This window comes from Streptomyces sp. NPDC052687 (assembly GCF_040678395.1).
GTDB lineage: Bacteria > Actinomycetota > Actinomycetes > Streptomycetales > Streptomycetaceae > Streptomyces.
In genome coordinates this window covers 73,955-91,491 of the sequence record NZ_JBFATR010000027.1, presented here as the reverse complement: position 1 = coordinate 91,491, position 17,537 = coordinate 73,955, and the positions used below count along the sequence as shown (strand labels likewise).

General features: G+C 75.1%; 13 protein-coding genes and 1 pseudogene. 5 read left to right on the top strand and 9 right to left on the bottom strand.

Annotation, left to right across the window (positions count from 1 at the left end; genetic code table 11):
* Positions 1–42: 42 nt before the first annotated feature.
* Together AB0K92_RS21725 and AB0K92_RS21720 are read right to left on the bottom strand one after the other, a co-directional pair.
* The gene (locus tag AB0K92_RS21725) at positions 43–1,413 is read right to left on the bottom strand and encodes a hypothetical protein (RefSeq protein WP_365925201.1); all 1,371 of its coding nucleotides are present in this window, start codon (positions 1,411–1,413) and stop codon (positions 43–45) included.
* Positions 1,410–2,900 (bottom strand): acyl-CoA synthetase, encoded by a 1,491-nt coding sequence (locus tag AB0K92_RS21720; protein WP_365925199.1) that lies wholly within the window; start codon positions 2,898–2,900, stop codon positions 1,410–1,412. The genes AB0K92_RS21725 and AB0K92_RS21720 overlap by 4 nt, the downstream gene beginning before the upstream one ends.
* A gap of 136 nt (positions 2,901–3,036) precedes the next feature.
* Between AB0K92_RS21720 and AB0K92_RS21715 the strand changes: the two genes are divergently transcribed.
* On the top strand, positions 3,037–5,526 hold the full coding sequence (locus AB0K92_RS21715; protein ID WP_365925197.1) for a penicillin acylase family protein: 2,490 nt from the start codon (positions 3,037–3,039) through the stop codon (positions 5,524–5,526).
* A 117-nt stretch (positions 5,527–5,643) separates the two neighbouring features.
* Positions 5,644–7,437, top strand: coding sequence for a serine hydrolase (locus AB0K92_RS21710; protein WP_365925195.1), 1,794 nt, complete (start codon positions 5,644–5,646; stop codon positions 7,435–7,437).
* A 258-nt stretch (positions 7,438–7,695) separates the two neighbouring features.
* Here the strand turns inward: AB0K92_RS21710 and AB0K92_RS21705 are convergent, their stop codons facing one another.
* The 4 genes and pseudogenes from AB0K92_RS21705 to AB0K92_RS21690 form a co-directional block, all read right to left on the bottom strand.
* On the bottom strand, positions 7,696–9,255 hold the full coding sequence (locus AB0K92_RS21705; protein ID WP_365925193.1) for an NAD(P)/FAD-dependent oxidoreductase: 1,560 nt from the start codon (positions 9,253–9,255) through the stop codon (positions 7,696–7,698).
* A 62-nt stretch (positions 9,256–9,317) separates the two neighbouring features.
* Positions 9,318–11,489, bottom strand: a complete 2,172-nt coding sequence (locus tag AB0K92_RS21700) for a serine/threonine-protein kinase (RefSeq protein WP_365925191.1) — start codon at positions 11,487–11,489, stop codon at positions 9,318–9,320.
* Positions 11,490–11,549: 60 nt separating this feature from the next.
* Positions 11,550–12,281, bottom strand: a pseudogene (locus AB0K92_RS21695) (oxygenase MpaB family protein); the annotation flags it as partial.
* Between the two features lie 27 nt (positions 12,282–12,308).
* The gene (locus AB0K92_RS21690) at positions 12,309–12,683 is read right to left on the bottom strand and encodes a ferredoxin (RefSeq protein ID WP_365925189.1); all 375 of its coding nucleotides are present in this window, start codon (positions 12,681–12,683) and stop codon (positions 12,309–12,311) included.
* A 122-nt stretch (positions 12,684–12,805) separates the two neighbouring features.
* On the opposite strand from AB0K92_RS21690, the gene AB0K92_RS21685 reads away from it, so the two are divergent.
* From AB0K92_RS21685 to AB0K92_RS21675, 3 genes are read left to right on the top strand one after another with little or no spacing between them, the layout of a single operon-like run.
* On the top strand, positions 12,806–13,222 hold the full coding sequence (locus tag AB0K92_RS21685) for a ChaB family protein (protein WP_365925187.1): 417 nt from the start codon (positions 12,806–12,808) through the stop codon (positions 13,220–13,222).
* 25 nt (positions 13,223–13,247) lie between these two features.
* A complete protein-coding gene (locus AB0K92_RS21680) occupies positions 13,248–13,616 on the top strand; it encodes a DUF6479 family protein (protein WP_206312981.1) in 369 nt (122 codons plus the stop codon).
* A 53-nt stretch (positions 13,617–13,669) separates the two neighbouring features.
* Positions 13,670–14,020: a hypothetical protein gene (locus tag AB0K92_RS21675; RefSeq protein ID WP_365925185.1), complete on the top strand. Its 351-nt coding sequence runs from the start codon at positions 13,670–13,672 to the stop codon at positions 14,018–14,020.
* Between the two features lie 64 nt (positions 14,021–14,084).
* On the opposite strand, the gene AB0K92_RS21670 is transcribed toward AB0K92_RS21675, so the two are convergent.
* From AB0K92_RS21670 to AB0K92_RS21660, 3 genes are all read right to left on the bottom strand, one after another.
* Positions 14,085–14,567 carry an RpiB/LacA/LacB family sugar-phosphate isomerase gene (locus tag AB0K92_RS21670; protein WP_365925183.1) on the bottom strand — a complete coding sequence of 161 codons (483 nt, stop codon included), beginning with the start codon at positions 14,565–14,567 and terminating at the stop codon, positions 14,085–14,087.
* Between the two features lie 47 nt (positions 14,568–14,614).
* Entirely contained in the window at positions 14,615–16,984 is a 2,370-nt protein-coding gene (locus AB0K92_RS21665) for a glycosyl hydrolase family 65 protein (RefSeq protein ID WP_365925181.1), read from the bottom strand.
* A 144-nt stretch (positions 16,985–17,128) separates the two neighbouring features.
* Positions 17,129–17,533: a luciferase family protein gene (locus AB0K92_RS21660; RefSeq protein ID WP_365925179.1), complete on the bottom strand. Its 405-nt coding sequence runs from the start codon at positions 17,531–17,533 to the stop codon at positions 17,129–17,131.
* Between the last annotated feature and the right edge of the window lie 4 nt (positions 17,534–17,537).

The window sequence follows — 17,537 nt, the reverse complement described above, 5'->3', positions numbered from 1 at the left end:
CCAGCCGCGGGGCGGCAGTCGCGGCGCGCCGGTCGCGGGGTGTCAGTCGCGCCGGCGGTCGCGGCGCGGCGTGCCGCGCAAGGAGGCCAGGACCAGGCGGCCGTAGCGGGTGGTGAGGGCCGCGGCCGTGGCGGCGAGGGCGGCGGTGAGGGCGATGAGGAGGTGCCACGGGCTCTCGTCGCCCAGGACCTGGAGGACGGAGAGGGCGGTGCCGAGGGGGAGGCCGAGGACGGTGAGGACGCCGAGGGCGCCCGCGATCTGCTGGCTCTCGCGGGTCTGGACGATCCGGCTGTAGTCGGCGGCCTCGGCCAGGATGTCCGTGAACAGCTCGGGCAGCCGGTGCTGGGCCTGGAAGGCGCGCAGCAGTCCGTCGGCGGGGCCGTGCACGGTCTGGTGGCGGCGCCAGTGGGCGCTGCGGAAGACCGCGATGTTCTGCTCCAGGGCGGACACGCGCCGGGCGAGGCCCGGGGCGGTGTCGAAGACCGTGGACAGCTCGTCGGCGAGCGCGTCGAGGTGGTCGCGCTGGACCATGCCGAGCAGGAGCGCGTCCAGGTACACCGCGCGGGCCTGCACCGCCGCGAACTCGTAGAAGTCGCCGGGGCCCTGGTCGGGCCGGTGGCCGAGGAACGCGGTGCCGTGCCGGTAGACCAGGGCGCTCCAGTCGGCGGAGATGCGGATCGCCTCGGCCGACACCGCGTCGACGCGTTCGGGTGTCGAGGGGTTGTCCGCCTCGGCGGCCCGCCACGCCAGGGCGCGCAGCCGGCGGTCGGCGCCGGCGGGCAGCCGCCCGTCGGCGTCCCGCAGGACGGCGGTGTGCGCGGTGCCGGGGCTGAGGAAGGCCACCGTGTACGGCCGGGCCAGCGCGAACGGTGCGCGGGGCGGCGCGGTGTCGGCGACGCCGTGGAACAGTGCGGCCGGGTCGAGCGCGCCGGTCAGCGGGTCGGGTCCCGCACCCGGGCGGTGCCCGATCGCCCGCAGCACCGCGAGCAGCGGGACGCCCCGTACGGTGAAGTGCAGGATGCCGAACGCCTGCCGGGGTTCCCGGGGCATCGCCACCCGCAGCAGTTCCACGCCCTCCAGCTCCAGCGGGCCGCGGGTGACGGACGCTCTGCGGTGCCACCGTCGCCCGTACAGGGCCCGCGCGGCCGCCGGTGCGTAGTACCGGCCCCGGCGTTCGGCGTCCCACGGCCGCTGTTCGGGGCCGAACGGCAGCGGTCCTCGCTGCCAGTCCGGGCCCGCGTCCGGGTCAGCGTCCGGCTCCGGGCCCGCGTCCGGGTCCGGGCCCGCGTCCGGGTCCGGACCTGCGCCCGGGTCTCCGTCGAGCAGCACCGGGAGGACCACCGAGACCGCCTGCCGCGCTCCCGGCGGCTCGTCCAGGCCGTCGCCCGGTATGCCGCGCGGTCCGTCGCTCAACCGCGGTCCCGCACCTCGCGTTTGAGAATCTTGCCGCTCGCGTTGCGGGGCAGGCTGTCGACGAACACCACGCGCTTGGGTGCCTTGAACGGCGTGAGGCGTTCGCGTGCGTGGGCGATCAGCTCCGCCTCGGTGACCTCGCCGCGCGGGACGACGAACGCGGTGATCACCTCGATCCACGTGTCGTCGGGCAGCCCGACGACGGCCGCCTCGGCGACGGCCTCGTGGGTGTAGAGGGCGTCCTCGACCTGGCGTGAGGCGACCAGGACGCCACCGGAGTTGATGACGTCCTTCACGCGGTCGACGATGGTGAAGTAGCCGTCCGCGTCGCGGACCGCGAGGTCCCCGGAGCGGAACCAGCCGTCGCGGAAGGCCTCGGCGGTCTCCTCGGGCTTGTCCCAGTAGCCCTCGCACAGCTGCGGGGAGCGGTAGACGATCTCGCCGGGTGTGCCGTCGGGCACGTCCTTGCCGTCCTCGTCGACGACGCGGGCGTCGACGAACAGCACGGGCCGGCCGCAGGAGTCGAGGCGGCCGTCGTGCTCGTCGGGTCCGAGGACGGTGGCCAGCGGGCCGATCTCGCTCTGGCCGAAGCAGTTGTAGAAGGCGAGGCCGGGCAGCCGTTCGCGCAGGCGTTCCAGGACCGGCACCGGCATGATCGACGCCCCGTAGTAGGCCTTGCGCAGCCCGCCGAGGTCGCGGGTCGCGAAGTCGGGGCGGTCCGCGAGGCCGATCCACACGGTGGGCGGGGCGAACAGGCTGTCCACCCGCCCGGTCTCGATCAGATCGAACAGCCGGTCGCCGTCCGGCCCGTCGAGGACGATGTTCGTCGCGCCGACCGCGAGATACGGCAGCAGGAAGACGTGCATCTGCGCCGAGTGGTAGAGCGGCAGCGCGTGCGCGGGGCGGTCCCCGGCGCTCAGGTCGAGGGCGGTGATGGCGCTCAGGTACTCGTGCACCAGCGCCCGGTGGGTCATCATCGCGCCCTTCGGCAGGGCCGTGGTGCCGGAGGTGTAGAGCAGCTGCACCAGGTCCTCGGCGCGCGCCTCGGGGCCGTCGTACGGCGAGGTGGCGGCGAGCAGGTCCAGCAGCGAGCCGTCGGCGTCGCGCAGCGGCAGCGCCGGGGTGCCCTCGGGCAGCCGGCCGGCCAGGCCGGGGTCGGCGAGGACGAGCGAGCTGCCGGACTGGCGGACGAGGTAGGCCAGGTCGTCGCCGGTGAGGTGCTGGTTGACGGGCACGTGCACCAGGCCGGCGCGGGCGCAGGCGAGGAAGCCGATGAGGTAGGCGTCGGAGTTGTGGCCGTAGGCGCCGACGCGGTCGCCGGGGGCGAGGCCCCGGTCCAGGAGGGCGCGCGCGGCGCGGGAGACGGCGTCGTCCAGTTCCTCGTACGTCCACCGGCGGTCGCGGTACTCCAGCGCGACGCGGGCGGGGGTGCGGCGGGCGCTGCGCCGCAGCACCCCGTCGACCGTGCTGCCGTGTCCGGGCCTCATGGCCCCCGATCCTCGATCGCGGGCCGGGGCGGGGTCAAGAGAGCGCGAAGAACACCAAACGCGCCCGGTGCCCCGAGCACATACCCGTTGGTACGCTCAACCGCCCCTTCCCTCCACGGAGTTGTCGGGAGGCTCGATGCGCATCCGCCTGAGACGGCTCGCGGTCACCGCCGTCGCCCTGTTCACCGCGACGGCCGCGCTGCCCGCGGCCGCCGCCGCGCCCGGCGGCCGGGAGGACCGTCCCGCGCACGGCGGGCTGTCCGCCGTCATCCGGTACACCGAGTACGGCATTCCGCACATCGTCGGGCACAGCTGGGCGGGTCTCGGCTTCGGCACCGGCTGGGCGCAGGCCGCCGAACAGGTGTGCGTCCTCGCCGACGGTTTCGTGACCGTGCGCGGTGAGCGGTCGCGGTACTTCGGGCCGGACGCCGCGCCCGACGGCTCGCTCTCCTCGGCGGCCACCAACCTCTCCAGCGACCTGTACTTCCGGGGTGTGCGCGACGCGGGCACGGTCGAGAAGCTGCTCGCCCGGCCCGCCCCGGAGGGGCCGAGCCGGGCGTCGAAGGAGCTGATGCGGGGTTACGCCGCCGGCTTCAACGCGTGGTTGCGCCAGAACCGGATCACCGATCCGGGGTGCGCGGGCGCCGCATGGGTGCGGCCGGTGACGACGCTGGACGTGGCGGCGCGCGCACACGCGCTCGCCGTGCTCGGCGGGCAGGGGCGGGCCGTGGACGGCATCACGGCGGCGCGTCCGCCGGTGCGGCCCGCGACCGGGTCCGACGCCGCGTCCGGCCCCGCGCCCGGCCCCGCGTCCGGTTCCGCGTCCGGCGCCGCGTCCGGTTCCGCGTCCGGCGCCGGGGTCCCGGACGCGGAGGACACCGCCCGCGCCGCCCGTGACCTGTTCGCCGCGCAGGAGTCCGGCATGGGTTCCAACGCGGTCGCGTTCAGCGGGGCGACCACCGCGAACGGGCGGGGCCTGCTGCTCGGCAACCCGCACTATCCGTGGCAGGGCGGGCGGCGGTTCTGGCAGTCGCAGCAGACCATCCCCGGCCGGCTGAACGTGGCGGGCGGCTCGCTGCTCGGCTCGGCCACCGTCTCCATCGGGCACAACGCCCACGTGGCGTGGAGCCACACCGTGGCGACCGGCGTCACCCTCAACCTGCACCAGCTCGCCCTCGACCCGGCGGACCCGACGGTCTACCTGGTCGACGGCCGGCCGGAGCGGATGACGAAGCGCACGGTCACCGTCGCCGTACGGGACGGGGCGCCGGTCACCCGCACCCAGTGGTGGACGCGCTACGGCCCGGTGGTCGGCGGGCTCGGCAGCGGCCTGTCGCTGCCGTGGACCACGACCACGGCGTACGCCCTCAACGACCCCAACGCGGCCAACCTGCGCGCCTCCGACACCGCACTCGGCTTCAGCACGGCCCGGAGCACGGACGACGTGCTCGACGCGCTGCGCGGCACCCAGGGCCTGCCGTGGGTGAACACCATCGCCGCGGACGCGGCCGGGCACACGCTGTTCACCCAGTCGCAGGTGCTGCCCCGCATCACCGACGACCTCGCCCGGCGGTGCTCCACCGCGCTCGGCAAGGTCACCTACCCCTCGTCCGGGGTGGCGGTCCTGGACGGCTCGCGCGGCGACTGCGCCCTCGGCCGGGACGCCGACGCCGTGCAGGCGGGCATCTTCGGACCGGCGCGCATGCCGACGCTGACGGACGCGCCGTACGCGGAGAACTCCAACAACAGCGCCTGGCTGGCCAACGCGGACCGGCCGCTGACCGGGTACGAGCGGGTCTTCGGCGACATCGGCACCCCGCGCTCGCTGCGCACGCGCGGCGCGCTCGCGGACGTGGCGGCGATGGCGGGCCGCGGGGAGCTGACCGTGCGGGACCTGCAGCGGCAGCAGTTCGCCAACCGGGTGCCGGCGGGCGACCTGGCCGCGGCCGACGCGGCGCGGGCCTGCGCCGGGCTGCCCGGCGGGACGGCGACGAGCGGCACGGGCGATCCGGTGGACGTGCGGGAGGCGTGTGACGTACTGGCCGCCTGGGACCGGACCGTGGACACCGGCAGCCGGGGAGCCCTGCTGTTCGACCGGTTCTGGCGCAGGCTCACCGCGTCCGTGCCCGCCGACCGGCTGTGGAAGGTGCCGTTCTCGCCGGCCGACCCGGTCCGCACCCCGCACACCCTGAACACGGCCGCGCCGGGCTTCGCCACCGCCCTCGCGGACGCGGTCGCCGAGCTGCGGGCGGCGGGCATCCCGCTCGACGCGCCGCTCGGCGCACACCAGTTCGTGGTGCGCGGCGGTGCGCGCGTCCCCGTGTCCGGCGGCACCGAGTCGCTGGGCGTGTGGAACAAGATCGAGCCGGTGTGGGACCCGGCGCGGGGCGGCTACCGGGAGGTGACCACGGGTTCCAGCTACCTCCAGGCGGTCGGCTGGGACGGCGGCCGCTGTCCGGTGGCCCGGACCCTGCTGGCGTACTCCCAGTCGTCGAACCCGAACTCGCCGCACCACGCCGACCAGACCCGGCTGTTCTCCGGTGAGCGGTGGGTGACCTCGCGGTTCTGCGAGAAGGACATCCTGTCCTCGCCCGCGCTGAGGATCGTGCGGGTGCGGGAGCGCTGAACGGCCCGCCGGGTCACGGCCGGACGCGTCCGGCGGGGACCCGGCGGGGATGGACGGCAGCCGTCCGCCGGACAGGCTGTCGAGTGCGTCCGGCCGACCACCCGCGGGAGGAACGCGATGACCGAGGACAGGGCCGACAGAGCGGTGACCCGCCGCCGGTTCGCAAGGATGACGGTGGCCCTGGGCGGGGCGCTCGTCCTCGCCCCGCTGCCCGCGCAAGGGGCCACGGCCACGACCGCCGCGCCGGGGCGCGGGCATCCGGCGCGTCCCACCCTGCGCCACGGCTCGCCGGACCGCGCGGGGCTGCTCGCCGGGCCGCTGCGGCGGCTCGTCACGGACGCCGAAACGTTCCTCGGCCCCTCCCCCAGGCATCCCTGGTACGCGGGCGCCGTGCTGCTCGCGGGGCGGGGCGGCACGGTGGCCCTGCACCAGCCGATCGGGATGGCGGTGCGCTATGCCGCGTACGACGAGAAGACCGACACCGGCGTGGAGTTCCCGGCCGAGGAACAGATCCCGATGGCGCGGGACACCGTCTTCGACCTCGCCTCGGTGTCCAAGCTGTTCACCTCGATGCTGGCGGTGCAGCAGATCGAGCGGGGCGCGCTGGAGCTGGAGGGGCGGGTCGCCTCGTATCTGCCGGAGTTCGGGGCCGCGGGCAAGCGGGACGTGACGATCCGGCAGCTGCTCACGCACACCTCCGGTCTCCGCGCCTGGATCCCGCTGTACGCCGCGCCGACGTACGAGGAGAAGCTGCGGCTGATCTGGAACGAGGCGCCGGTCGCGCCACCGGGCAGCCGCTATCTCTACTCGGACCTGAACCTGATCTCGCTCCAGCTCGTCCTGGAGAAGATCACCGCTCGCACTCTGGACACCCTGCTTCACGACGAGATCACCGCTCCGCTCGGGATGCACCGCACTCGTTTCACCCCGCCCGCCTCCTGGAAGCCGAAGATCGCGGCCACGGAGGACGCCCGCAAGCCGTGGTCGGGGCTGGAGCGGGGGCTGGTCTGGGGCGAGGTGCACGACGAGAACGCCTTCTCCCTCGGCGGGGTCGCGGGCCACGCCGGGGTCTTCTCCACCGCGTGGGACCTGGCCGTCCTCGCCCGCACGCTGCTCAACGGCGGCTCCTACGGCCGTACGCGCGTCCTCGCTCCGGAGTCGGTGGAGCTGATGTTCACCGACTTCAACACCGCCTTCCCCGGCGACGAGCACGGCCTCGGCTTCGAGCTGTACCAGCACTGGTACATGGGTGCGCTGGCCACCCCGCGCACGGCGGGCCACACCGGGTTCACCGGCACCTCGCTGGTCCTCGACCCGACGACCGACTCGTTCCTCGTCGTGCTCGGCAACTCGGTGCACCCGGTGCGCAGTTGGCGTTCCGGCTCGGCGCCGCGGGTGGCCGCCGCGGACCACCTGGCGCGGGCGGTGCCGGTCCGCCCGGCGCGCGGGCGCACGGCCTGGTTCTCCGGCATGGCGAGCGCGACGACGGCGACGCTCACGCTGCCCCCGCTGGACACCTCCGGCGGCGGCGCCCGGCTGGGCTGTCTGCTGTGGTGGGACACCGAGCCGGGCGCGGACTGGCTGGCCCTGGAGGCCTCGGCGGACGGCGGCGCCTCCTGGCTGCCGGTGCCGTTCAGGACCTCCCGGCCCGGTGAGGAGCCCGTGGACCGGCCGTCCGGCGCGGTCGGCGGCTGGTCGGGCCGGGTCTGGCACCGGCTCGCCGCGGACCTGCCGGCCGCGCGGGAGCTGACGGTGCGCTGGCGGTACACCACCGACCGGCTGTACGTCGGCCGGGGCGCGTACGCCGACGCGCTGCGCGTCACCGCGGGCGGCCGGGTCCTGTTCGACGAGGCGCGGCCCGAAGACGCGGCCCGGATCGCGGCGGACGGCTGGTCGGCGTCCGCCGACTGACGGCGGGACAGCCGCTGTTCGGGCACACCGGGGTCGCGTCAAGCCGGTGCTGCCGTGGCGCCCGGTGCTGCCGTGGCGCCCGCTGCCGTTGTCCGCCCGGTGCTGCCGTGGCGCCCGCTGCCGTTGTCCGCCCGGTGCTGCCGTGGCGCCCGCTGCCGTTGTCCGCCTGGTGCGCCGTGGCGCCCGCTGCCGTTGTCCCGCCTGGTGCCGCCGTCATGTGCCGCCGTCATGCCCGGTGCCGCAGCAATCCCCGTCACGTCACGGGGACCGCTCCAGCACCGCCATCGCCGCGTTGTGCCCCGGCACTCCGCTCACGCCGCCGCCGCGGACCGCGCCCGCGCCGCACAGCAGGACGTTGCGGTGCCGGGTCTCGACGCCCCAGCGGCCGGTGCCGTCCTGGGCGTGCGGCCAGGACAGGTCGCGGTGGAAGATGTTGCCGCCGGGCAGTCTCAGCTCGCGCTCCAGGTCGATCGGGGTCTTCACCTCGACGCAGGGGCGGCCGTCGGCGTCCTCGGCGAGGCAGTCGGCGAGGGGTTCGGCGAGCTGGGCGTCGAGCTGGGCGAGGGTGCGCGCCAGCAGGTCGTCGCGGACGGTGTCGTGGTCGCGGGCGAACAGCCGGGCGGGGGTGTGCAGACCGAACAGGGTGAGGGTCTGGTAGCCGCGCTCGGACAGCTCGGGGGCGAGGATCGTCGGGTCGGTCAGGGAGTGGCAGTAGATCTCGGAGGGCGGGACGAGGGGCGGATCGCCGGCGGCGGCCTGGGCGTGGGCGGTGGCGAGCTGCCGGTAGCCCTCGGCGATGTGGAAGGTGCCGGCGAACGCCTCGCGCGGGTCGGTGTCCGGGTCGAGCAGCCTCGGGAGCCGCTTCAGCAGCATGTTGACCTTCAGCTGCGCGCCTTCGGCGGGCTCGGGCGGCGCGTCCCCGGTGAGCCTGGCCAGCTCCTGCGGCGAGGCGTTCACGAGGACGTGCCGGGCCGCGGCGACGCCCTCGCCCTCGGCGGTGCGGTAGGCGACCTCGGCGGCCGTGCCGTCGGTGGCGACGCGCACCGCCTCATGGCCGGTGGCGAGAACGGCGCCGGCCGCGCGGGCCGTGGCGGCGAGGGCGTCGGTGAGGGCGCCCATGCCGCCGACCGGAACGTCCCAGGCGCCGGTGCCGCCGCCGATGACGTGGTAGAGGAAGCAGCGGTTCTGCCGCAGGGAGGGGTCGTGGGCGTCGGCGAAGGTGCCGATGAGCGCGTCGGTGAGGACGACGCCGCGCACCAGGTCGTCCGTGAAGTGTTCCTCGATGGCGACGCCGATCGGCTCCTCGAACAGCATCCGCCAGGCGTCCTCGTCGTCGACGCGGCGCCGCAGCTCGGCCCGGCCGGGCAGCGGCTCGGTCAGCGTGGGGAACACGCGCTCGGCGACCCGCCCCGTCATCTCCTGGAACCGCCGCCAGGCGGCGTACTCGCGTTCCTCGCCGGTGAGCCGCGCGAACGCCTCCCGGGTCCGGCGCTCCCCACCGCCGACGAGCAGGCCGGTGGGGCGTCCGTCGCGGACGACGGGTGTGTACGAGGAGACGGTCCGGGTGCGCACCCGGAAGTCCAGGCCGAGATCCCGCACGATCTTCTTCGGGAGCAGGCTGACGAGGTACGAGTAGCGCGACAGCCGCGCGTCCACCCCGCGGAACGGGCGGGTGGAGACGGCGGCACCGCCGGTGTGCCCCAGACGTTCCAGGACCAGGACCGACCGTCCGGCGCGGGCCAGATACGCGGCGGCGACCAGACCGTTGTGTCCGCCACCGACGATGACGACGTCGTAGGCGCGAGCGGGTGCGGGCATGGTTCTTGGTAGCACGCGTGATCGTCCGCCGCCAGAGCGCCCGCCGGCCTCCGGGGCACCGCTCACACCCCCTGCCACCGCGCGTCCGCCGCCCTCCGGTACAGCTCCGCCGCCTCCGGGCCGCGGCCGAGTTGTTCCAGGCAGTGGGCCTCGTCGTTGCGGCTGGTGAGGGTGTCGGGGTGGCCGGGGCCGAGGACGCGTTCGCGGACGGCGGCGACGGTGCGGTACTCGGCGAGGGCGTCGTGCCAGCGGCCGAGCCAGCCGAGGGCGACGGCGACCTCCCGGCGGCTGACCAGGGTGTCCACGTGGTCGGGGCCGAGGACACGCTCGCGGATGGCGCACACGTCGCGGGCCTCGACCAGCGCCTCCTCCCAGCGGCCGAGGCGGCCGAGGTTGACACCGAGGCCGTGGCGGGCACGCAGCGTCTCGGGGTGGGCGGGGCCGTGGACGCGGGTGCGGTCGTCGACGAGGTCGCGGTACAGGCGCAGGGCCTCGGCACTGCGGCCGAGCCGGCCGAGGCTGATGCCGGCCTCGTGGCGCGCGGCGAGGGTGTCGGGGTGGTCCGGGCCGAGTGCGCGGGTGCGGGCCTCGGCGACCTCACGGTAGACGTGCAGGGCCTGCTCCCAGCGGCCCAGCCGGCCGAGCGCGTAGGCGACCTCGTAGCGGGTGAGGAGGGTGTCGGGGTGCTCGGGGCCGAGCACGCGGGCGCGGTCGCCGGCCACCTCGCAGGCCAGCCGGCAGGAGTCCTCCAGGCGGCCGAGGCGGCCCAGGTTGAAGGCGAGGTTGTGGCGGCAGCGCAGGGTGTCGGGGTGGTCGGGGCCCAGGGTGCGCTCCCGGGCGGCCAGCACCGCGGTGTAGATCCGGTCCGCGTCGAGGGGGCGTCCCAGCCGGCCGAGGACGTGCGCCGTTTCCTGGCGGGCGGCGAGGGTGTCCGGGTGGTCGGGGCCGAGCACCCGGGCGCGGAGCCGGGCGACGTGGGTGTACTCGCGCAGCGCGTCGGCGGCGCGGCCGGTGTGGCTGAGGGCGAGGGCGACCTGGTGGCGGCTGTCCAGGGTGTCGGGGTGGTCGGGGCCGAGCAGGTGCTCGCGCTCGGCGGCGACCGCCCGGTGCACCCGTCCCGCCTCCTCCCAGCGACCGAGCCGGCCCAGGCTGAGGCCCGCGTTGTGGCGTCGGGCGAGGGTGGCGAGCACGGCGGGGGACGGCAAGGGAGGCACGGCGGAGGGCGGCAGGGGCGGCACGGCGGGGGACGGCAGAGGCCGCTCGGGCGGCGCGGCGGGTTCGTCGACCGGGCCGGTGGTCGTGAAGCGCGTCCAGGAGAGCGGCCGCTGCCCGGCCGCGAGGGCGACGCCGGCGGAGGCCATGACGGTGGGGGCGTACGGCGGGGTGTTCCGGGCCACGCTGATCCGGCGCCCCACCTCGCGGGCGTCCGCGGGCCGCTGCTCGGGCCGTTTGGCGAGCAGGTCGAGGATGATCCGCTCCAGGTAGGCGGGCAGGTCGGGCCGGTGGCCGCGCGGCGGGCGCGGGGGTGTGTCGCGGTGGCCGGCGAGGATGGCCCAGGCGTCGTCGAGGTCGAAGGGCGGGACGCCGGTGGCGATCTCGTAGAGGACACAGCCCAGGGAGTACAGGTCGCTGCGCTGGTCGACCCCGTCGCCGCCGATCTGTTCCGGTGACATGTAGTGCGGGGTGCCCATGGCGACACCGGTGCCGGTGAGCCGGGAGGTGAAGCCGATGTCGTGGCCGAGGCGGGCGATGCCGAAGTCGCAGAGCTTCACGGTGCCGTCGGTGAGCCGCACGATGTTCGCGGGCTTGAGGTCACGGTGGACGATGCCCTGCTGGTGGGTGTAGGCCAGCGCGGCGGAGACCTGCTCGGCGATGTCGACGACCTCGTCGACGGGCAGCGGATGGTGCTTGTTGTCCTCCAGGAGCCGGCTGAGGTCGCGGCCCTGGAGGAGCTCCATGACGAGGAAGAGCACCCCGTCGCACTCGCCGAAGTCGTGGACGACCGTGATGCCGCGGTGCTGGAGCGCCGCGGCGACGCGCGCCTCGCGGCGGAACCGCTCGCGCAGCACCCGGGTGAACGAGTGGTCGTGCTGCTCGCCGAGCGGCTTGAGGCACTTCACGGCGACCTGCCGCCCCAGCGACTCGTCGCGCGCCCGCCACACCTCGCCCATGCCGCCGCGCCCGATCAGGTCCAGCAGCCGGTACCGGCCCTGGATCAGCCTGGTCTCCCCCATCGCGTGCCGTCGCCCCCGTCGGTGGTCCGCGCCCTCCCCTGGCCCGCCCAGTATGGCGGGCTATGGGCCGGCTTTGTACGGTGCCGGGCGGGCGGCGGGTCCGAGTCCGGCCATCGCCCGCAGGGGGTGTTTGGGGGGCAGTTGCCGGCGCAGACGTGCGGGAACGGCGCGCAGGGCGGTGCCGGTGAGGCGCAGTCGCCGGGTCACGGTATCGGGTGCGGGGGTCGGTCTGCCGTAGAGGGCGTGGGCGTACGGGGGCAGGGAGTCGTACGCCAGACGCGCCACGCGCCGCCACAGCACCGCGCGTGCCGACCGGTGCAGGGGGTGCGTCGGCGGGCGGAGGAGGAAGTCGTCCGCCTGGCGTGCCTCGGGTCCGGCGGCGAGTTCGGGGCGCACGGTGTCGAAGGAGGCGGCCGGTTCCGCACGGTCCGCCGGCACGTGCTCCGGGTCGAGGCCGACCAGGCGGGCGCTGACGCGGTGTTCGGCGATGCAGCGGTCGGCGGCGGCGTCGGTGAGGGGGTGGCCGGAGCGCCGCAGCACGTGCAGGTAGGAGTCGGTGTCGGCGCGGTGCACCCAGAGCAGCAGCGCCGGTTCGTCGGCCGGGTAGCGCTCCCCCGTGTCGGGATCGGTCGCCGGGAGCACGCGGTGGATTTTCCGGACCCGGGCGCCGGCCCGTCCGGCGGCCTCGGTGGTGCCGTACGTCGTGGTGCCGACGAAGCTCGCGGTGCGCAGCAGCCGGCCCCAGGCGTCCCGGCCGAAGTCGGAGTTCTGGAGCACGCCGCGGACCGCGCGGGCCCTCGGGCGGGTCCGGAAGGCGGGTCAGCCCAGGCCGGCGAGGAAGTCGTCGCAGGCGCGGGCGCAGGCCCGGCAGGCCTCGGCGGCCTCCTCGGCGCCGGGGCGGCCGTCGAAGGCCTGGGCGCTCTCCAGGCAGACGGTGCGGCACCACTCCAGCTGGACGCGCAGGCCGGTCTCGTCGACCTGGCTCTGCTCGGCCAGCACTCTGCACGTGGCGTCGCACACCTCCGCGCACATGATCCCCTTGCGCCGGACCAGCTCCTGCTCGGCGCTGCCGTCCGGGTCCACCAGACTGGCCCGCAGCGCGCAGGCCCGCGCACACTCCGTGCACGCCTGCGCGCAGACGAACCGGTCCTCAAGGAACCGGACGAGTTCTGCTCGCGATGGCGTCGAAGTCACACCGCGCGGGTAGCCGCCGCGCGGTCCGTCAAACGCGGCAGGGCGGGTGACGGCGGGGTTTTCGACCTCGGCGCCCGGGCACTCGGGCGGCCCCGATCCGGCGTTCGATGGAGGTGCGGCGGATGCCAGGACGAGAGGAACTGCCGTCGACGCTGGAGCGCTCGCCCGAGGACGCCCGGCGGACCTGGATCAAGGCGCACGACTCGGCGGTGGAGCAGTACGGCGAGGGCGAGCGGGCGCACCGCGTCGCCTACAGCGCGCTGAAGCACTCGTACGAGAAGATCGGCGACCACTGGGAGCGCAAGGAGGGCGGCCGCCGGGGCCCCTCGGACCCGCGGGCGGCGCGGCCGCGCCGGATGGGCGGCCGCAGCGGCGAGGGCGTCGACGAGAACGCGTCGAAGGAACACGTGTACGAGGTGGCGAAGCGGCTGGACGTGGCGGGGCGGTCCCGGATGTCCAAGGGCGAGCTGCTGGACGCGATTCGCAAGGCCAATCGCGCCAGGACGCGCGAGGCGCGCGCACGCCGATCCGGTTCATGACCGAATTGAGGGGTATTCGCACGGTATGAGTACCGCAACGATGCAGTTGGCCGAGCCGAGCGGACTGCTCAGCATCGGGATGTTCGTCGTCCCCGTCGCCTTGCTGGTGCTGCTGCTGGGCGGTTTCTGGCTCGGTACGCGTATCAGGCTCCGGCAGTCGCGACCGCGGCCGGAGGAGCAGCCGCACCTGCCGCCGGGCGGCGCGGTGCACGAGACCAGGGAGAACCGGGAACCCCGCGAGGTGCCCCGGGTGCCGAAGGGCGGCCGCCCGCTCCTGCCGCACGAGATGGGCAGCTTCGGCAACTCGGCGACCCAGACCGGCTCCGCGCAGACGCGGCCGCGCTGGACGCCCGGCAGCAGCGGCGCCTGGGGCGGAGGCGGCCCCGGCAAGTGACCCGGCACATGTCCCGGCACGTGTCCCGGCACACTACGGAGGAAGTGAGATCCATGGCCGAGCCCGGCCGCAGTTCCCTGCCCCTGCCCGACTACGACCACCTGCCCATCGGCGGGCTGGAGAGCCGGGTGCGCTCCCTGAGCGCCGAGGAAGTGGAAGAGCTGATCGCGTACGAGCGGACCCACGCCGACCGGCTGCCGGTGACCGAGCTGCTGACGGCCCGCCTCCAGCAGCTGCACTCGGGCGCCGAGCCCACCTCCGGTGATCCGTCGGCCCTGCGCCCCGAGCAGGCCCAGGGCCGCGTGGGGTCCCACGTGTCCCCGGCGACCTCGCCCCAGCCCTTCAGTCCTCCCCCGCACGGCACCCCGGACCAGCGGGGCAAGCCGAAGGGCGACCGGTTCTAGTCGGCTCCCGATCCCGGCGTACGCGGTGCGCGGGACCCCGCCCGGGGTCCCGCGCACCGGCATGTCAGCGGCCGTCCGTCCCGGGCGTGGCCTGCCCGCCGGCGCGGTGCTCGTCGAGCCCCGCGACGCGGGAGACGTTCTCGCGGTCCTCCGGGTCCTCGCTGGGGCCGGCGGCGAACCAGGCGTCGAGGATCTCCTTCAGCAGGGGCTCGGACGTCAGGCGCAGGCTGAGGGCCAGGACGTTGGCGTCGTTCCAGCGGCGGGCGCCGTCGGCGGTGTAGGCGTCGGTGCACAGGGCGGCCCGGACGCCGGGCACCTTGTTGGCGGCGATCGACGCGCCGGTACCGGTCCAGCAGCACACGACCGCCTGGTCCGCCGCGCCGTCGGCGACGTCGCGGGCCGCCGCGGCGGAGCAGGCCGCCCACTGGGGGTCGTCCCCGGGGCGCAGCGCCCCGTGCGTGACCACCTCGTGGCCCCGGCCGCGCAGCTCACCGACCAGGAGCCGGGCCACGGGTTCGTCCATGTCGGAGGAGACGGAGATCCGCATGTACCGGAGACTACCCCCGCGCGTCCGGCCGGGCCGGGGCCCGGCAGTCAGTCCGGTAGCACCAGTCTCCCCGTCTCCCCCGGATGCAGCCGTACCGCGCGGTCCGGGAGGCGGACGTCGATGGGGGTGGTGTCGGAGGCGGGCAGGGTGATCTCCAGCTGGGAGTGGCGCAGCCGCAGCCGCACGCCCCAGTTGCCCTGGTAGCGCAGGGAGAAGCCGTAGGTGGACAGCTCGGGGAGCGGGACGGGGTCCAGCCACAGGGCGCCCCTGCGGGTGGCGAGACCGGTCAGCCCGCGCTGGACGAGGTCGAGGGTGCCGGCCATGGCGCCGAGGTGGATGCCCTCGCCGGTGGTGCCGCCCTGCACGTCGGCGATGTCGCCGCGCAGCGCCTCCTGGCAGAACTGCCAGGCCTCGGCGCGCCGGGCGCGGGCCAGCACCCAGCCGTGGACGAGCCCGCTGAGGGTGGAGCCGTGGCTGGTGCGGTGCAGGTAGTAGTCGACGGTGCGGTGCCAGGTCTCCTCGTCCAGGCGGAGCCCGAGCCGGTCGAACAGGCCCTGGAGTTCGGGCGGCGAGAAGAGGTAGCCGAGCATGAGGACGTCGGCCTGCTTGGAGGCCTGGTAGCGGTTGACGGTGTCGCCCTCCGCCTCCAGGATCCGGTCGAGGCGGCGGATGTCGCCGTAACGCTGCCGGTAGCCGTGCCAGTCGAGTTCGGCCAGCTCGCCGTAACCCTCGAACTGGCTGATCACGCCCTCGTGGAAGGGCACGTGGAGGGTGCGGGAGACCTCCTCCCACCGTTCCAGTTCGGGGCGGTCCAGGCCGGTGCGCTCGGTGAGTTCGCGGCGGCGCGGCTCGGGCAGGGCGGCCAGCAGGTCGAGGGTGCGGGTGAGCACCCAGGCGGCCATGACGTTGGTGTACGCGTTGTCGTCGAGGCCGGGCGTGGCGGCGCCGGGGTAGGCGTCGTGGTACTCGTCGGGGCCCATCACGCCCTTGATGCGGTGGCGTCCCAGGTGTTCGTCCCAGGTGGCCGCGTCCGCCCAGAACCGGGCGATCTGGAGCAGCATCTCGGCGCCCTTGCTCTGCCGGAATTCGGTGTCGCCGCTGGCCTCGCAGTACTCCCACACGTTGTACGCGATCGCCGAGCCGACGTGGTACTGGAGATGGGAGTGGTCCGGCAGCCAGCGGCCCGAGCGCGGGTTCAGATGCAGCTGCTGAGTCTCCTCCCGGCCGTCGCTGCCGCTCTGCCACGGATACATCGCGCCCCGGCGGCCCGCGTCCCGGGCGGCGGTGCAGGCCTGCTCCAGACGCCGGTGCCGGTAGTGCAGCAGGGCCCGGGAGACCTCCGGGAAGCGCAGGTTGAGATACGGCAGCACGAACAGCTCGTCCCAGAAGACGTGGCCGCGGTAGGCCTCCCCGTGCAGTCCGCGCGCCGGGACGCCGACGTCGAGGTCGGCGGTGTGCGGCGAGAGCGTCTGCAGGACGTGGAAGAGGTGCAGGCGCAGGATGCGGCCCGCCTCGCCCGGCACGTCCAGGTCGCCCCGGCGCCACAGCTGCGCCCAGGCGATCCGGTGGGCGGCGAGCAGATCGTCGAAGCCGGGGGCCCGGCCCACCCGGGCGATCGCGGCGTGCAGCGGGTCGCTGATCGCCGGGTCACGGGAGGTGTGCAGGGCGATGGTCTTGTCGACGGTGGCCGGGATGCCGGGGGCGAGCCGCAGCCGGGCCCGCTGGGTGGTGCGCGGCCGGGCGTGCCGGATCGTCACGGGTCCCTCGGCGGTGAGCCGGGAGGCCATGCCGACGCGGATGTCGGAGGTGCGGGTGCGGCAGCGCAGCCACACGGTGTCGCCGGCGGCGGTGCCGGTGTGCGCGTGGGTGAGGTGCCGGCCGTCCAGGTCCCGGTAGCGGGGGACGCCCGCGTTGGTGACGCCGGCGTCGAGGGCGGCCTCGACGTGGAGTTCACCACTGAAGCCGTGGGCGGTGAACTCGCTGCGCAGGGCCGCCAGATGCGGATCGCCCATGTGCACCATCCGCTGCTGGCGCACCGTCAGGGAGCGCCCGTTGCCCAGGCCGTAGCGGGTCAGGCGCTCCAGCACCCCCGAGTCCAGGTGGACGGTCTGGCGGTGTTCGAGCACGGTCGCGGTCTCGGGGGTGAGCCAGGGGCGGCCGCGCAGCCGGAACCGCAGCGGCAGCCAGTTCGGCAGGTTGACCAGGTCCTCGTTCTCGACGCTGCGCCCTGCCACATGGGATGTCAGCCGGTTGTAGCAGCCCGCCACATAGGTGCCCGGGTAGTGGATGTCGTCCGCGACGCACTCGGGGAGTGCGCCGCGGGTGGCGAAGTAGCCGTTGCCGAGCGTGCACAGCGACTCGCGCAGTCGCTCGTCGGCGGGCTCGTAGCCCTCGTACGTCCAGGTCCAGCCCGTCACTTCGGTGCTCCTCCCGCGTGCGGCGCGCCGGCCCCGTCGAGGACGACGGTGTCGGCGCCGTGCGGCAGCAGTCTCTCCCCGAGGGCGGGTCCGGCCGTGCGGTCCACGCCGGTCACGGGGTGAAGCGGCGGATCTCCCGGCGGGTCAGCGGGGCGCGGCGGCGGCCGCCCCCTCGCGCGGGAGGACGGTGACCCGGTGCAGGTTGCAGCCGCCGGGCGGCAGGTCCTCCGGGGCGGGTCCGCCCTGGTGGGCCTTGAGGGCGACACTGACCAGGGTCTGGAGCAGGTCGACGTCCGTGTCGCAGTCCAGGTGGACGGTCACCCACCGGGAGCCGGGCAGCAGGCGTATCGCCGTCGACTCCGCGAGGTCGGCGGCGAAGCGCCGCAGGGCCCGGCTGGTGAGGTGAAGGTCCACGTCGCGGTCGGAATGGAAGTGGGCGATCTCGCTGTGGGCGGTGCGAAGTGCCCGCCCGGTGCCGCAACTGGCCGGTCCCGCCGTGAGGTCGGGCCAGGCCTCGAGTTGCCGCAGGGCGCGCTGGGCCAGAGTCATGGCC

Coding starts and splice junctions, on each gene's coding strand:
- AB0K92_RS21720 (WP_365925199.1), bottom strand. CDS start 2,900: ATGAGGCCCGGACACGGCAGCACGGTCGACGGGGTGCTGCGGCGCAGC.
- AB0K92_RS21700 (WP_365925191.1), bottom strand. CDS start 11,489: ATGGGGGAGACCAGGCTGATCCAGGGCCGGTACCGGCTGCTGGACCTG.
- AB0K92_RS21685 (WP_365925187.1), top strand. CDS start 12,806: ATGCCAGGACGAGAGGAACTGCCGTCGACGCTGGAGCGCTCGCCCGAG.
- AB0K92_RS21705 (WP_365925193.1), bottom strand. CDS start 9,255: ATGCCCGCACCCGCTCGCGCCTACGACGTCGTCATCGTCGGTGGCGGA.
- AB0K92_RS21710 (WP_365925195.1), top strand. CDS start 5,644: ATGACCGAGGACAGGGCCGACAGAGCGGTGACCCGCCGCCGGTTCGCA.
- AB0K92_RS21660 (WP_365925179.1), bottom strand. CDS start 17,533: ATGACTCTGGCCCAGCGCGCCCTGCGGCAACTCGAGGCCTGGCCCGAC.
- AB0K92_RS21715 (WP_365925197.1), top strand. CDS start 3,037: ATGCGCATCCGCCTGAGACGGCTCGCGGTCACCGCCGTCGCCCTGTTC.
- AB0K92_RS21670 (WP_365925183.1), bottom strand. CDS start 14,567: ATGCGGATCTCCGTCTCCTCCGACATGGACGAACCCGTGGCCCGGCTC.
- AB0K92_RS21680 (WP_206312981.1), top strand. CDS start 13,248: ATGAGTACCGCAACGATGCAGTTGGCCGAGCCGAGCGGACTGCTCAGC.
- AB0K92_RS21675 (WP_365925185.1), top strand. CDS start 13,670: ATGGCCGAGCCCGGCCGCAGTTCCCTGCCCCTGCCCGACTACGACCAC.